Origin of the sequence: Amphritea balenae, assembly GCF_003858655.1 — a bacterium.
Taxonomy (GTDB): Bacteria; Pseudomonadota; Gammaproteobacteria; order Pseudomonadales; family Balneatricaceae; genus Amphritea; species Amphritea balenae.
Map to the genome: position 1 here is coordinate 153,157 of NZ_RQXV01000007.1, position 15,094 is coordinate 168,250.

Annotated in this window: 11 protein-coding genes; 10 read left to right on the forward strand and 1 reads right to left on the reverse strand. The window is 46.1% G+C overall.

What is annotated here, in order from left to right; genetic code table 11:
- Positions 1-172: 172 nt before the first annotated feature.
- The 7 genes from EHS89_RS13435 (at position 173) to EHS89_RS13465 (ending at position 13,066) form a co-directional block, all read left to right on the forward strand.
- The gene (locus EHS89_RS13435) at positions 173-1,252 is read left to right on the forward strand and encodes a DUF6630 family protein (RefSeq protein WP_170167503.1); all 1,080 of its coding nucleotides are present in this window, start codon (positions 173-175) and stop codon (positions 1,250-1,252) included.
- Between the two features lie 33 nt (positions 1,253-1,285).
- Entirely contained in the window at positions 1,286-1,957 is a 672-nt protein-coding gene (locus EHS89_RS13440) for a hypothetical protein (protein ID WP_124926669.1), read from the forward strand.
- Between the two features lie 342 nt (positions 1,958-2,299).
- A complete protein-coding gene (locus EHS89_RS13445) occupies positions 2,300-3,652 on the forward strand; it encodes a DUF6630 family protein (RefSeq protein WP_170167504.1) in 1,353 nt (450 codons plus the stop codon).
- Between the two features lie 90 nt (positions 3,653-3,742).
- On the forward strand, positions 3,743-5,260 hold the full coding sequence (locus EHS89_RS13450) for an ankyrin repeat domain-containing protein (protein ID WP_124926671.1): 1,518 nt from the start codon (positions 3,743-3,745) through the stop codon (positions 5,258-5,260).
- A gap of 11 nt (positions 5,261-5,271) precedes the next feature.
- Entirely contained in the window at positions 5,272-5,949 is a 678-nt protein-coding gene (locus tag EHS89_RS13455; protein WP_124926672.1) for a hypothetical protein, read from the forward strand.
- A gap of 3 nt (positions 5,950-5,952) precedes the next feature.
- A complete protein-coding gene (locus tag EHS89_RS13460; RefSeq protein WP_124926673.1) occupies positions 5,953-6,822 on the forward strand; it encodes a hypothetical protein in 870 nt (289 codons plus the stop codon).
- 127 nt (positions 6,823-6,949) lie between these two features.
- Positions 6,950-13,066, forward strand: a complete 6,117-nt coding sequence (locus EHS89_RS13465; RefSeq protein ID WP_170167505.1) for a phospholipase effector Tle1 domain-containing protein — start codon at positions 6,950-6,952, stop codon at positions 13,064-13,066.
- Positions 13,067-13,087: 21 nt separating this feature from the next.
- On the opposite strand, the gene EHS89_RS13470 is transcribed toward EHS89_RS13465, so the two are convergent.
- Positions 13,088-13,285 (reverse strand): hypothetical protein, encoded by a 198-nt coding sequence (locus tag EHS89_RS13470; protein WP_124926675.1) that lies wholly within the window; start codon positions 13,283-13,285, stop codon positions 13,088-13,090.
- Between the two features lie 435 nt (positions 13,286-13,720).
- Here EHS89_RS13470 and EHS89_RS21510 point away from each other — a divergent pair, with 435 nt between their 5' ends.
- The 3 genes from EHS89_RS21510 (at position 13,721) to EHS89_RS13480 (ending at position 15,088) form a co-directional block, all read left to right on the forward strand.
- Positions 13,721-13,846, forward strand: a complete 126-nt coding sequence (locus tag EHS89_RS21510) for a hypothetical protein (RefSeq protein ID WP_268239391.1) — start codon at positions 13,721-13,723, stop codon at positions 13,844-13,846.
- Positions 13,836-14,459 (forward strand): hypothetical protein, encoded by a 624-nt coding sequence (locus tag EHS89_RS13475; RefSeq protein ID WP_124926676.1) that lies wholly within the window; start codon positions 13,836-13,838, stop codon positions 14,457-14,459. Before EHS89_RS21510 ends, EHS89_RS13475 begins: the two co-directional genes overlap by 11 nt.
- Positions 14,460-14,599: 140 nt before the next feature.
- A complete protein-coding gene (locus EHS89_RS13480) occupies positions 14,600-15,088 on the forward strand; it encodes a hypothetical protein (RefSeq protein WP_124926677.1) in 489 nt (162 codons plus the stop codon).
- Positions 15,089-15,094: the final 6 nt, after the last annotated feature.

The window sequence follows — 15,094 nt, forward strand, 5'->3', positions numbered from 1 at the left end:
TGAGATTAACAAAACAATAATACGTTGTGATAATCGTCAAGAACTAAGGCTCTTTTCATACTATATGGGAGTATCTAGTACATTAAAAATATTGCTTTATAAATATCTGCTTGGTCATCCAATTGTAGAAGGAAAAGAGATATGTAATCTAGTTCTGCAGCGACAGCTTCTTATGCAGCAGGAGCTCAAAGAGTTTCACCTCGGAATAGGTAAAGAGATTGACCTGAACGACCAACAAAAAGTCAGCCTGTTTCTGCTCTATTCCATCGTAAACGGTTTAACTGATCGGGATCGCAGGCAGTTCGCTGAAGGCACCCCTGCCGGTGTGGATCGCTTTGTCGATCGGTTATTGCAACGCTACCAGCCTGAGCGAGAGTTGGCAGAACATATCGAAGATTCCCGGATGTTTAAGCATCTCTATAAGGTATTCGATGCTGAGCCGGAGCAACGCCCAGCACTGATTAAAGACTTTCTGGAGAACTGGGAAGCGCGGATCAAAAAAGGCTACCACCCCTATATGAAATGGGGCCGTCATGAAGACCCCAAATCAAATTTTGCCGGTTTCTGGTGCTTTCCTGCCGCGGCGGTGGTCGCGGCCCTGAATATCGATGATAGCGAGTTTATCGATTATGAATACTATCCTGGTGATCTGATGCGCGAAGTGGCTAAATACCGGGGCGAGCCTGTAACCCAGCCGTCTTTGGATTCCTCTGTGTCACTGTTGCCCGAGGCTCCAACTCAGGTACCGGTGGAACAGCCCTGGCCGGAAGATATGCTGCCTTACAGCAAAATCACCAATCTGATCTGCTCACCTCTGCCTGAAAGTCTGCGTATCGGGATGCGTAATGCTCTGGTTGAAGTGATTGAGGGTGGTGAATATGAACTTGAGCGGCCTTTAGACGCATATGACTATCTGTGCTGTCTGAGCGAGGCTCAGGGCGTTTTGGATCTTAATCACAGCGATAAGCGTTGTGTACTACTGCACATCGATTGGAAAGATGCTGAAAGTGCCTACTTCTTTGCCCAGCAAACCGCTCGCACATCAGGTTTACCCGAATTTGATTGTGATGCCGCTGAAACGGTGATGATGGTGTTTAATGCATTTGAAGCGTGGTTAGCCGGGCAGGGGTGGTGTTTGCACAAACCGAACACCGGGAGTGATAGTTATATGGCCTTTATTACACCCGCCTCGCAAGCCTCACAGGTCGCAGCAGAGATAGAACGGTTGGGCATTGAACTGAGCCGTGAATAGTTAGCTTGTGACTAAAAGGAATAGAAAATCGATATGGATATCACCCCCTACCTGATCGGCCATCTGCTGGGCCGTTTATTTGCCTCGGTGCTGATCGTCTGGCTGATTTGCTGGTTGTTTAGCCGACTGAAGTTTAAGCCTTCAATCGTGGCCCTAAAGCGCTGGTACTCCCTGCTGGCGGTTGTACTGATCTGGCTATTAGGCATCGCCGGTAGCGCCAGGGCCGGTGAAGACAGTCGGGCCATGGCAATCAACCAGGTAGAAGCGTTACAACTGACAATCTGGACCGAAGCGCAGCCCAACTGGCCCACCCGGCTGGAACAGCACCGTGGCCGGTCAGTTTTTGTTGCTGAATCTCCTGACAACTACTACCCCCCAGCAGCAATGAGTTGGGCGGTGATGCCGTTCAATGTCACTGATGCCGAACTGGATGGGGTATTTCAGCAAGCATTGAAAAGTGCCCAAAACAACTACCAGTCCCGTAGTGGTGTTGCAACCGCATCCGATAAAGTCTACGGCACCCTGGCGGGTAGGCAGGCGACCTTTCAGGGAAAGGTCGGCAACCAACCGGTAGATGTGCGGTTCTTTATCGGCAGCGAACCGGGCAAACCGCTGATCGTGATGCAAGCTTACACCCTGCCGGACAAGCTCCCTCATCTGAAGCATCAGATTCGTCGTAGCTGGAATAATGTAAGTTACCGATAAAAATGGTTCTACAACAGAAGTGGTAAGAGCTCCTGTTGGTAGTGAGTATCAGTTTTGATTGTTGGATTAATTATGCGATTACACTCTTTTATCACGGCGGATTTTAACCATCGTTTCCTAGAAGACTTTAATTTTTGCACAAAGAATGCTGAAAAAAAGTGTGATGAAACGTTCATCAGGCAAAGAATTTCAAGATGCGATAATCGGGAAGAGCTTAGATTATTTTCATATCAGTCTAGCGTAACTAGTACACTTGATATTTTGCTTTATACATATCTGCTTGGACATCCTTCTACAGAAGGTAAAGAGATTTGTAATAAAACTTTACAGCGTCAGCTTTTGATGAAGCAGGAACTCGATTACTTTGAATTAACGGGTGGGGATAAAATAGACTTAAACGACCAACAAAAAGTCAGCCTGTTTCTGCTCTATTCCATCGTAAACGGTTTAACTGATCAGGACCGAAGGCAATTTGCCGAAGGAACACCTGCCGGTGTTGATCGTTTTGTGGATCGTTTGTTACAGCGTTACCAGCCAGAGCGAGATTTGGCAGAACATATTGAAGATCCCCGGATGTTTAAGCATCTCTATAAGGTATTCGATGCTGAGCCGGAGCAACGCCCAGCACTGATTAAAGACTTTCTGGAGAACTGGGAAGAGAGGATCAAAAAAGGCTACCACCCATATATGAATTGGGGTTGCCATGAAGACCCTGATTCCAATTTTGACGGCTACTGGTGCTTTCCTGCCGCAGCAGTGGTCGCGGCCCTGAATATCGATGATAGCGAGTTTATCGATTATGAATACTATCCTGGTGATCTGATGCGCGAAGTGGCTAAATACCGGGGCGAGCCTGTAACGCTGCCGTCTTTGGATTCCTCTGTGCCACAACTGCCTGAAGCACCCGCTGAAATTCCAGTCGAACAGCCCTGGCCGGAAGATATGCAGCCTTACAGCAAAATCACCAATCTGATCTGCTCTCCTCTGCCTGAAAGTCTGCGTATCGGGATGCGTAATGCTCTGGTTGGGGTGATTGAAGATCCGCAGTATGAGGTTGAACGCCCACTGCAATGGTCTGAGTACCTCTACTGCCTTAGTCAGGCCCAGGGTGATATCGAACTCAACCGTGACTATAAACGCTGTGTCCTGCTCCATGTTGACTGGAAAGATGCAGATAACGCGCTGTTCTACACTCAGCAAACGGCCAGAACCGCTGGTTTGCCGGAGTTTGATACCGAACAAGCTATCACGGTGCCTGACGTACTGGATGCCTTTCGCACCTGGCTATCGGCGCAGGGGTGGGATCTCTATTGCCCCAGCACCGGCGACGATAACTATATGGCCTATATTGCCCCGCAAACGGTCAGATCTCAGTATGAAGCCGAACTGCTCGAAATGGATCAACCTTTCTACCGAGGTGATTCAGAGGAGACATCAGAGAACCATTTCAAGCTTTTGTGTCAAGTTATTGAGCAAGGTAACAGTGCTTTAGCGGGACTGGATAATGACCCGCTCCGGGTGGCATCAGCACTGATGACTGCCACCATCCACTACTCCACCTTTGCCTTAGTTGGCAATGGGAAGTACCTTCAGGAGCTTGAAATCAACCAACTGGTTAAGCAGTTCAGAGAACGTCTGGAAGAAGACCAGGCACTGCGCCAGAAAAAACTTGAACAGGATAGATCGCAGGAATAGTTAACCTATAACTAAGTTTGGACAGTATTTTTATTGGTATGAGTCATCAGTATTACTAACTTAGGACAACGAGTTTAGAAAAGGATTTCTATGAATATAAAAACGCTTCTTATTGGCTTGTTTATGCCGCTAATCTCCCTCGGTATCCAGGCTAACGACCCCCCTACTCATATCGTCAGCAAGGCGATGGTTAAATCTACACTAGAGGAGCTGGATGAGTTTGTAGATAGCAGTTGCCGCCGTAAGCTTAGGGCGTATCTGAATATTGAAAAAGGTTATAAAGCGTTTACTTATGCCATTGATGACCAGGGTAATGTGGCTTGTCGCTATGCTGATGATGGCGCTGGTCAGGGAGTTGTCAATGAGCAGGCATTATCACGTTGCGTCAAAACGAAAGCCAAGAAAGGCCTTGATGGTCCTTGCCAGGTTATCTTGGAAGGGCAGATGATAACCGGATCAAGAGATCTCTTTTTTGACGATCCTGAGCCATTGGAAAAAACAGATACAGCAGATATCGAGAATGAACTATTAGCCGAGGAAGCGTTTAAAATTCTGGGAAGAGGATGCCACAAAGTTTTTAAAGTGTTTCTGAAACGCTCAGATTATAAATCGTTTTATTATGCTCGGGACTCCTACAGCAAGGATGCTTGCGGTTTTTCAGGTCAGGAACTGTCCAATACCATTGCTGAGAATGTAGCACTTTCTGAATGTAACAAAGACCGTAAGAGAGCCGGTGTTACAGCGCAGTGTCGGCTTTTCTCTTATGGCCCCGAGATCTTAGTTGATATTGACGAATATGGGATAGGTATCTCTGAGGAAGATTTTCTGGCCAACATTGATAAGGGTAATACCGAGCGCATTGCCTTTTATCTTGAACTTGGAATGGATGTGAATACTGCAACAGCGGAAGGTGTTACTAGCTTATTGGCGGCAGCTTTAAGTGGTGATAGAGATCTTTACTTTGAAGCGATTTCTCGAGGCGCACGGACAGATATTGAATATCAGGGCGGTACGACTCTGTTAATGGCAGCAGTGAAAGGAAAAGACGTTACAATTATTCGGGATGTATTGAGGCTTACTAAAGATATTAATCAGCGTAATGAAGCAGGAATCTCTGCACTTTATGTTGCAGTTGGCACATTACAGAATTATGTAATCAGCGTACTGTTAAACAGTGGAGCAAATTCGTCAGTACTTGATCCAAATGAAAAGCCTGTATTACCGATAGAGTTTATGGGGCAAAAAATCGGGCCTGATACATTTCTTGAGAAATACACAATTAGCAATGCTTTCAAAAAGAACGATATTGAAGGATTGGAACAGTTTTATACTCACGATCAAGATCTGACGAGTCAGTTAGATGGGAGCTATATTAATCTGGAAAGTATCCGCCAGGATACTCTCGAATGGCTTTTGACCCATGGGATGAGTGCGAATCTTAGAGATTCTGATGGCGACCCTCTTTTACACCTGGCGATAAAAACGGGTGATCTCCATAAAGTCAGGATGTTACTAGAAAATGGTGCAGATAAAGCGCTCACGGATAGTAAGGGGAATACCGCTTTACAGCTGCCAGCTGATTACTCTATTCGTGCACAACTGATGTAACAGGATTGGATATGGATATCACCCCCTATCTGGTCGGTCCGTTACTGGGCCGTTTATTTGCCTCGGTGCTGATTGTCTGGCTGATCTGTTGGTTGTTTAGCCGACTGAAGTTTAAGCCTTCGCTTACCGCATTAAAGCGTTGGTATTCCCTGCTGGCGATTGTACTGATCTGGCTATTAGGCATCGCCGGTAGCGCCCGGGCCGGTGAAGACAGTCGGGCCATGGCAATCAACCAGGTAGAAGCGTTACAACTGACAATCTGGACCGAAGCGCAACCCAACTGGCCCACCCGGTTGGAACAGCACCGTGGCCGGTCAGTTTTTGTTGCTGAATCTCATGACAACTACTATCCCCCGGCCGCGATGAGTTGGGCGGTGATGCCGTTCAATGTCACTGATGCCGAACTGGATGGGGTATTTCAGCAAGCATTGAAAAGTGCCCAAAACAACTACCAGTCCCGTAGTGGTGTTGTAATCGCATCCGATAAAGTCTACGGCACCCTGGTGGGTAAGCAGGCGACCTTTCAGGGAAAGGTCGGCAACCAACCGGTAGATGTGCAGTTCTTTATCGGCAGCGAACCGGGTAAACCGCTTATCGTGATGCAAGCTTACACCCTGCCGGGCAAGCTCCCTCATCTGAAACATCAGATCCGCCGCAGTTGGAATAATGTGAGTTATAGAGAGGAATAGTCAATGGAACATGTTCTGGATCTTATCAGAGAATCATACCCCGAAATCTTCCAGTTATTTCAGCCAGTCAATGCTAATTCAGAATTGATTAAAAAGGCAAAAATAATCGGCCTTCCTAATGATTACTACCAACTGTATTCACTTGTCGATGGGGAAGTAGAGAGTTCTCATGGCGTGTTTGGTTTACATAGATTTTTACCCTTGGTGGAATCACTCGAGAATCAGATAACTGATCCGGAAGCGTTAATCGATATCCCGCGAAAATTTCAATATGACCTTTTTGTACCACTGTTTCAGACGCCGGGTCGACAGCTTATCGGTTATGCAAAATACGGTCATCAATGGGATTTTGCTGAGTATGATGTCTGGTTAGGTAAGCTCAACGATCAGTCATTAACCACGTTTCTGGATAGCTTTTATACAAAGCTAAAGCAGGGTGGATATGTTACTGAGCAAGGGATTAATGGGTTAATCGATCAGGCTGAGAAAGAGGCGTATTCTGAAGCTAATAATACAAAACCAATATCTGGGAAAAGTACTGAAGCTGAAAGGGGTGACCCTATTTTCGAGATGCCTAGGTTGCTTGAAGTACTTCGAAAAGAGTTTGTAATTGCTCTACCTCAGGATTGGTCAGAATTGTTGCTCGATGTTGAAGTGTATAAAAAAAATGGTAAGCCGATTGTACGTTGTGAAAGCTATTTTAAGATTGGAGATCATCCAGCTCAATACTTTGAACTAACAAGTGATTTTGAATGTACTGATGTAATAGCCAGGTTCCAATATTTGATGGAGCAGGAAGGCCAACATTGGAGAAAGGCTTCATTAACTTTTGAGAATGGTGCCGGTGTTAAAGTCTGTATTACTGATGAATAGCTATTAATTAACAAGGTTCTTGGATCGATACAAGACAGAATTTATTATATTCACAATACGTTTATTATTCTGTAACCTGTTGAAAAAAAGGTCACCGCCTCGGGCGGCTATCACGGATGATAATGCCTTGAATGGAAAACCAGGATTTACCCGGCAGTCAGGTGTCGCCGCTGTTGAATCTTTGATCGCTTTACCGGTGATCTCTCTGCTGCTGATGGGGGCTGTGGAATGGGCTCGTATCTACGAGGCCAAAACCACAGCGGATCATGCTGTTACCATGGCTGCCCGTTCCGGTGCCTTTAATAACGCTTCAACCTCCTCCATCTATAATGGCCTGGCCAGGGGATTATTGCCTTACTACGCCCCTGAGAAAGGCAAGTGGGCTAATGTGCTGCAAAAAGTATCGCAGACTTTAGCAACGGATAGCCGGGTTCGTATTCTCAATCCTACTCGTGAAGCATTTATCGACTTTGGCTATAAAGATGCGGGTAAAACCTACCTACCCAATGACGCCCTGCATAAACAGCCGACCACTTTGGGAAACCGCAGTGCCATCAATATTCAGGATGCCAACCTCCTTAAAGTGGAAGTGACCTGGGGGCTGCCCCTGCGGATGCCGGTTATTAGCAGCCTGATCAGTAAGTTTGGTTATTATTTTATTCCGGCGGATAGCTTCGAAAAACAGCTTTATGCCCGGGGTATGTTACCTATTACCAGTACGACTGCGCTGCGTATGCAGAGTCCGGCGATACTGAACGATGCAATGTTGTCGATTAAGGATCTGCAAGGCTTGCAACGTAAAAAGGGTGGCCCTAAAGAGCAGTTGGTTGCTGATGCGGGCTCGATGTTTCCGATTACTGAACAGAATGAAGGTTTCACCGGTGCCTCAGAGTACAACTGGCTGGGGCAGCTAACCGGTGGGGTTGGCGGAGGCTCGGGTGGTAGCGAACCCTTCGAACCCGATCCTGGTGGTGAAACCGGTGGTGGCGGTGATACCGGCGGTGGAGAAGGTGGCGGTGACCCTTGTAACTATCCTTCAGGATCAGACAGTTCAGGCGCCTTTAACAGCTCACCAGTGTTGATAGGTAATCCTATTAATGTGGTGAGTGGTAATAAATACCAGCGTGAGGTGGATATTCCACATCTGGATGGTGAGCTGGGACTGGTCTTTGTACGTCACTACAATAGTCTGTCTGAACGACGCGGGCCGGTGGGAACAGGGTGGCGGCATAGTTATCAGTACGACATTATCCCGAGCCAGAAAAACTATCTGATTAAATTGCCGGATGGCACCGAACTGATTTTTGAGCCAGATAGTGCTGAATCCGGGTTGTATCATGCCCGGCGCTTGACGGCCGGCACTCTAAAGGTTCATCGGTCCGGGTTTGACTGGCGCCCCCTTGATGGACGAGAGTTCAGGTTTACTAACGAAGCCCTGCTGGACAGTATCAGTAAAGGCGCAGAAACCTTGCGTCTTAGCTATGATAGCGAGGGGCAGCTATTGCGTGTCGAAGATCAGCAAGGGCGTCGTTTAGGGCTGCTTTATGATGCGAAAAGTCGTATTCGTGCGGTGTTGGATCCCGCCAATAAGCGCATTGAATACGCCTATGATCGGGGTAATCTGATAGCAGCCCGTTATCAGGATGAATCCATCCGTGAGTACCTCTACGAAGATACCTACGACCGGCATAACCTAACTGGCCTGATTGATGAACGGGGCATTAGCTTTGCCAGCTGGGCTTACGATAAACAAGACCGGGCTATTATGACCAGCCACGCCAATGGCTCCGGCAAACTGAATCTGGAATACCTGCCGGATAACAAGACCCGGGTAACCCGCAGTGATGGCCGGATCACTGTCTACCAAACCGCCGTTCGGCAACGTGTGCCCCTGGTGACCGGGATACTAGGAGAAGGGTGTGGCAATTGTAAATTAGCTGATCTTGAAATTGATTACAGCACGGGGTTCCAGCAAAGCGTACGTCGTTATAGTAACGGTAACCGATTGCAGTATGAGTACGATCGTCAGGGGCGAAAGATCTCTGAAATGCTATACCGCGCCAATAATCAATTGTTGAGTAAAACAACCTACCGCTATGCGGGCAACGGTGCTGATCCGGTACAGATCATAGCGCCCAGTATTAATTCGGCAGGCCAGTTGATTACTGATATCAGGTATAACGCTGAGTCACAGCCAGTCAGCTATACCCAGCAGGGCTTTACACCACTACCAGAGGGCGGTTTTCAGTCGATTAGTCGTACTACTCACCTTATCTATAAAGATCAGCGTCTGATTGCCCTGGATGGCCCGCGAGATGATGTTGATGATCGAATACAGCTGTATTACGACACGAAAGGGCGGCTAAACCGCTTTGTCGGGCTGGATGGCATTGATCGTAAAGTGTTGGCTTTCGATAGCTGGGGACGGGCGGTAAAAGTACAGACCGGCCAACAGGCTCCGGTGCTTTATAGCTATGATAACCGAGGTCGTCTGCTGAAGGTGATGCAAGGGGGACATCAGATCAGCTATACCTATGACGCAGCGGGTAATCGTACCCAGGTTAATGGGCTTAACCGTTCATCGCAGTGGCGTTATAACGAGGCTGGTGAGGTGAGCGCTAAAATAGGTACTGCTGGACAACGCCAGGAAATCGATCATGACAGTCTCGGGCGTATCACTCAGCAACGTAGTTTTAATCCTGCCGGTGAGCTGATAAAACTGGTGAACATGGTTTATGACAGCGAGGGACGGTTGAATGCGCTGACGGATAAGCATCAAAAGCCGCTGGTGCAATATAGCTATGATCAGAGTGGACAGTTACAACAACTAAAGAGTCGCCACAAGCCAGACACGTTATTCTTCTATGATGCCCGCGGGCAGGTCAATGGAATTGAACATAACCATCAGCGAACCGGCTTTGTTTACGATAATCGGCAACAACTGACACAAGTGATTGATGCCCGTGGCAATCTTAATCATCAGCTGACTGATGATTTTGGCCGCATAGTGGCTCGCCTGAATTCAGACAGTGGAGAACAGCGCTACCGCTATGATGCCGCCGGTAACCTGACAGCATTGTTAAACAGTGAACAGCAGTTACAGCAATACCAGTATGATGCAGCCAACCGTTTGATCCGGCTGGAAACCCCGGAAGGGATTACCCGTTTAAACTATGATGCGGTAACTGGAAAACTAGCCGCTATTGATGCCCCGGATGAGCAACACCGCTATCGCTATAACCGGGAAGGCCAGATTATCAGTAATCGCCAGAGTTATGGTGAACAACAATGGCATACCCGCTATCGCTATGATGAACTGGGGCGTCTGGTAGCAAAACAGCTGACCGATGGTCAGACACTGGAGTATCGCTACTGGCAGCAAGGGCCGCAAAAAGGTGATTTGAAACAGATCATCCGTAGCGGCATGGTATGGGATGATTCACTGGCCCAGTTTAAACAGCATGAAACGCTGAAAGGAGCAGTCAGTACTACCCGATATCTGAATGATGAGCAGCGGGTCTTATCCTTTGATCGTAAAAACCAGCTACTGCAACAGCAGGATGGTCCGGATCTACGGCAGTATCAGTATGATTTCCGTGGCCGTCTCCTCCAACAGGATAAAAATGGTCAGCTGAGTCGATATCATTATGGCCTGGATGGCCGAATGATCGCCGCCAAAACGCCGATGGGTCGTTACCTGTATGCGTACGACAGTGCCGGTAACCGGACTCTGAAACAGCACCGAAGCCAGAAGCAGATCAGCTTACAACGTTTCAGTTATAGTCCGGCTGGGCAGGGTAATCGGCTGCAGCTTGAATCCCATATCCGCATAGCGGCAGCGCAGCTTAAGGGAAGCCCGGTCACCGAGCAACAACGGGTAATTAAGGAGCTAGTAATCCACAGCCAGCCAGAACAACAGCGCTATAGTTACACCCGAACGGGTGCCGTGATGGCGTTGGGAGACAAAGTATATCGCTACGATAGTAACCAACGGCCAGTAGAACTTTACAAACAAACCGATGCAGGACTGCAGTTGATTGCCCGCTATCGCTATAACTATTACGGCGAGCGGATCGCTAAAACAGTTTATAACGATCAGGGAGAAAGTCAGCAGTTTCGCTATCTCTATGAAAATGGCCGTCTGGTCGCTGAGCAGAATAATGCGGGTAACATTCGTCGTTATATTTATCTGGAAGGCAAACCATCACTGATGATGAAAGAGAGTGAGATTTACTCTTTGCATACAGATCATCAGGGGGCCGTATCATCTGTTTCTGATCAATGGGGTAAAACAGTTTGGCGTGCTGAGTATGCACCTTTTGGTGAAGCCTACATCAATAATGATGCGGATGCCGATGGTGAATCACTTGAGTTGAATCTGCGTCTGGCAGGCCAGTATTTTGATGCTGAGTCCGGCCTGCATTACAACTACATGCGGGATTATAACCCTCGTACCGGTCGTTATCTGAGCGCAGACCCGATGGGGTTATTAGCAGGTATTAATCGTTACGCCTATGTCCGGAGTAACCCGGTCAATGCCAGCGATCCACTGGGCTTGTTGCTGTTTGCCTTTGATGGTACCGGTAACTCCGATCCGGCCCAGCCGGGTGCGACTATCAGTAATGTGGTGAAGTTTCGTGACAGCTATGTAGCAGATCCAGGCGAAGTACCTAATGATGATGGAAATAACTGGTTTTATATAACCGGAGTAGGTACAGATGATCCGACCAGTGGTATTAATGGTGGAACCTATGATGCTGCCACCGGAAGTACATTGGGTGAGCGTGTTGCTTTTATGACCGGCAGCCTTGTTGGATATATTGAAGGTCTGGAAGAGAAGCAGAAGGCCAGTGGCTTCCTTGATATTGATATTGTTGGTTTCAGTCGTGGTGCGGCTTCAGCCAGAGTTTTTGCCAATGTGGTGCAGGATATTATTGATGGTGCAACAGAGCTTACCTTTACCAATTATGTTGATGGTACAGATAACGATACTTTTACGCCTGAAATGAAAGCATCATTAGAGAATGTTCAGCGTATTATGCGAGGAGAGCTGAGCTACCGTGATCAGATCAATTACTGCCCGATTCCGCTACGATTGAATATTCGTTTTATGGGGCTATGGGATACGGTGCCTCACTATGGTGGTAAACAGGGTAATGACCTCACTGATCTGGCTCTGGCTGTTCCAGATGCAATCGGTCATACAGCTCATGCTGTAGCGGTCAATGAAGACCGTGATGCCTTTGAAGGGGTTTCGATCCATCAAACACCAACAACACAAAATTCGGGCAATCGGGTGGAACTTGGCTTTGTTGGTGCCCATAGTGATATTGGAGGCGGTTATGCCGAGGGGGACCTCTCCGATGTTGCATTGATGTGGATGATCGATCAGGCCAGCTCCGCCGGGGTCGGCGTTGATCGTGATTATCTGGCTTCCCAGGGGTGGGATGAGGTTACCAGCCCGATAGTGCATGATAGTGTCTCAACCCTGTTCTGGCGGGATCGGGAGTTTAAATATCTTGATGGCACCAGTGTTGATCAGGTGGATGAATGGCAGGGGCCTTCTGGCAGTATTACCTATCAGGAAAGCCTGTCGATGTTTGACCTTAGTTTGATGGAAGCAATGTGCATCGATGAATTTACCCCTGAAGACTGTCAATCAAACCTTCTGCGCCGAGGCTTGGATAGTAATGGTGACAGGACACTAGTGGGCGAATTAATAACTGAGTCAGCAGGTTATAGAGAGCTCTATCAGAAATGGTTAGCAGAGAATTATGGATTGGATATAAAGATATCTGGGGGTAGTGTCTCAACAGCAGGATCAAACAATACAAGTAAAGTGATAGATTCAAACTCTGATGCATTAGATCATTACTTTGAAGGAAATGGGGAATCAGTGGAATTAGGCCCTCAAGCAAAGCAAGCGTTGCTAAACCATCAATTGGTACTGAGGCAGTCAGAGGCTTTAAAATCCGGCACAGCAAAACACCTTAATGACAATCTAAGTGTTGAGTTAAGAGAAGATATATATCATATAGGAAAAACTAGAGTTGATTTCTCAACAGTTTGTAAGTCAGGTTCTTGCACAACTACCTATGTGGGTTTTGCTAATGATGGTTTTTGGGATCCACTTGCGCCAGCAGGATTTGGTGATGGGATTGGTGGAAATTGGGAAGCTCTAGGTGGAACTGGTTACTACTATTTACCTTATATCTGGTCAGAAACTTATAAGGATAATTTTTAATATGTTCTTTTACTTTTTTGTTTATGTTGTTGTTCTTTTGGCGTGGTACTCTTTTGGTAGGGCTTTGAATAAAGAGTGGTCTGCTTTTATATTATCTGTTTTCTCATTTTCTACTTGCTCGCTGCTTTTATTACTGTGGAATTTTTGGGTAAGCGGTTTGTTTTTTGAGGAGGAACAAGGAGTGAGTGGATTAGGTGTTTTTCGTTCAGCTCTTTCCATCGGAGTGATTTTCCTTTACTCGGTTTCTATTTTTGTGTTTATGGTTGTTGTGAAGAGGTTTTTTAAATAAGGTTGCTAGGTGATGTCTTTATATGATCCGTCTGCTTGGGGTAGGCACTGAAATAAAATGTCTCTATGATCGGGAAGTACTATTGATAAAGTGATTGTGGGTGTCGTATTTTTAGTTTTGATGGTTCCTATTTTGTGTTACCTATATTCAATTTTCAGGCTTTGTTGTTATCTGGATGTGGAATTGGTCGAGGGTGTTTGTATTGAATAGGTATTTATGATTCATCAATATAATATTGTTGATTGTGGTTCCGGTGAGCTATTTGTCAAAGATCCATCTGGATGGATTGTTGATCGCAGGTATTTGTATGGTACGGATAAGAATAATGTTTTCTTTGCAATATAACTTGATAGTAAAGAGGCTGTTTGTTTGAAGATATGACGGAAAGCTCAAGTTTTTTAGAAGATAAAGGCTTGGGTAAATATGATATGAATAAAGAGGAAAATACCTCTCATTTGATCTATGGTGCTGGCCGTAACCGTGTTTATTAAAATAAAGTTTCTCTTGAATGTTGTGTGGATTTATATTGCGGTTGTTCATTGCTCGTATGCTCAAGATATTGAAGTAATAGTAGGGATGAAAAGGCTTGGTATTCCTAAAGAGCTCTTGGTGTTTCAGAATGAAATTGAAAGATCTGGTCAGTACGGTTTTGATTCTTTGGATGAGGTTGTTTTAGAAGCTCCAAAAATGAAACTGGGTTTTGATGCGGATCCGCAAGGAAAACTATCGGTAATTCTTAAGCCTTCCAGTTTGACCATAGAAAAGTATGGCGTTAGTGCTGATGCCTATAATGCCTGGAACCGTAAAGGTATATATGTTGATGCAGTTGTTAAAGACGATGGCGAGATTACTAAGATAGCATATAGACCGGCATATCCGATGTTCTGGCATAACTTTCGTAATTCTCGTAAAGAGAGTAATGATGCAGCTGCAATCCCTTGGCTAGGATATTGTAATACCTTACCTAAATCTGAAACCCAGTGTTTTAGAGTAATTAGTCATTTGGGAATTGCTAGCGAAATCAGATATCCGGAATCCCATATAGGTAATATTGATAGAATAGTATCTGCATATAAGGAGTTATTAGATAGTTGGGCTGTATAGTTTGAAATCAATGTGTAGATATATTGGGCCTGTTATCCTGTTATCCTGTTATCCTGTTGAGTTGTTTGTATTCTTTAAACGGCCTTAGTGACGAGGCCGTTAAAGTAAGGATTGGGCAGCACAGCTATAAAATTCCTGTTATGTTCTTAGCTGGTAAACTGCCATCAGGAACTGTTTCAGGCGTATCCTTAAAGATCCCGTATCAAGATCTGGGTATTCAGAACGCAACAGAATATTCAGCTGTTGTGCTGCTATCTGATGTAGATGATTTTACCGCCCAATATCAGGTTAATTTAAGTGCCTATAACGCATGGTTTGGTGGTGGGCTTTATAACGATAAGATTATTGAGTGGCACAAGGGTAGTGGTCTGTATAAGGTCGGCGCTAAAGCTTCGTATCCGATGTTCTGGAACTATTTTAAAGTTGCACCTGAGAGCTCAATGGATCTCCAGGATTCCTGGGTCGCTTCATGTACTGAAGGCATCAAAGGTAAAGTGCTCTGTGATCAGGTAATTGTAATGGGTGATACGCAGAGTAAGTTATCAATCAAGGGGGATTATGTGGGAGATATTGAAACCTTTATTACCCATTATAAGCGTCACCTGGATAGCTGGAAGCAGTCTGAGTAAGTGCTT

Excerpts from the sequence above, each read along its gene's own strand:
- EHS89_RS13435 (WP_170167503.1), top strand. The coding sequence starts at position 173 with ATGCAGCAGGAGCTCAAAGAGTTTCACCTCGGAATAGGTAAAGAGATT.
- EHS89_RS13440 (WP_124926669.1), top strand. The coding sequence starts at position 1,286 with ATGGATATCACCCCCTACCTGATCGGCCATCTGCTGGGCCGTTTATTT.
- EHS89_RS13445 (WP_170167504.1), top strand. The coding sequence starts at position 2,300 with ATGAAGCAGGAACTCGATTACTTTGAATTAACGGGTGGGGATAAAATA.
- EHS89_RS13450 (WP_124926671.1), top strand. The coding sequence starts at position 3,743 with ATGAATATAAAAACGCTTCTTATTGGCTTGTTTATGCCGCTAATCTCC.
- EHS89_RS13455 (WP_124926672.1), top strand. The coding sequence starts at position 5,272 with ATGGATATCACCCCCTATCTGGTCGGTCCGTTACTGGGCCGTTTATTT.
- EHS89_RS13460 (WP_124926673.1), top strand. The coding sequence starts at position 5,953 with ATGGAACATGTTCTGGATCTTATCAGAGAATCATACCCCGAAATCTTC.
- EHS89_RS13470 (WP_124926675.1), bottom strand. The coding sequence starts at position 13,285 with ATGGAAAGAGCTGAACGAAAAACACCTAATCCACTCACTCCTTGTTCC.
- EHS89_RS13480 (WP_124926677.1), top strand. The coding sequence starts at position 14,600 with ATGTTCTTAGCTGGTAAACTGCCATCAGGAACTGTTTCAGGCGTATCC.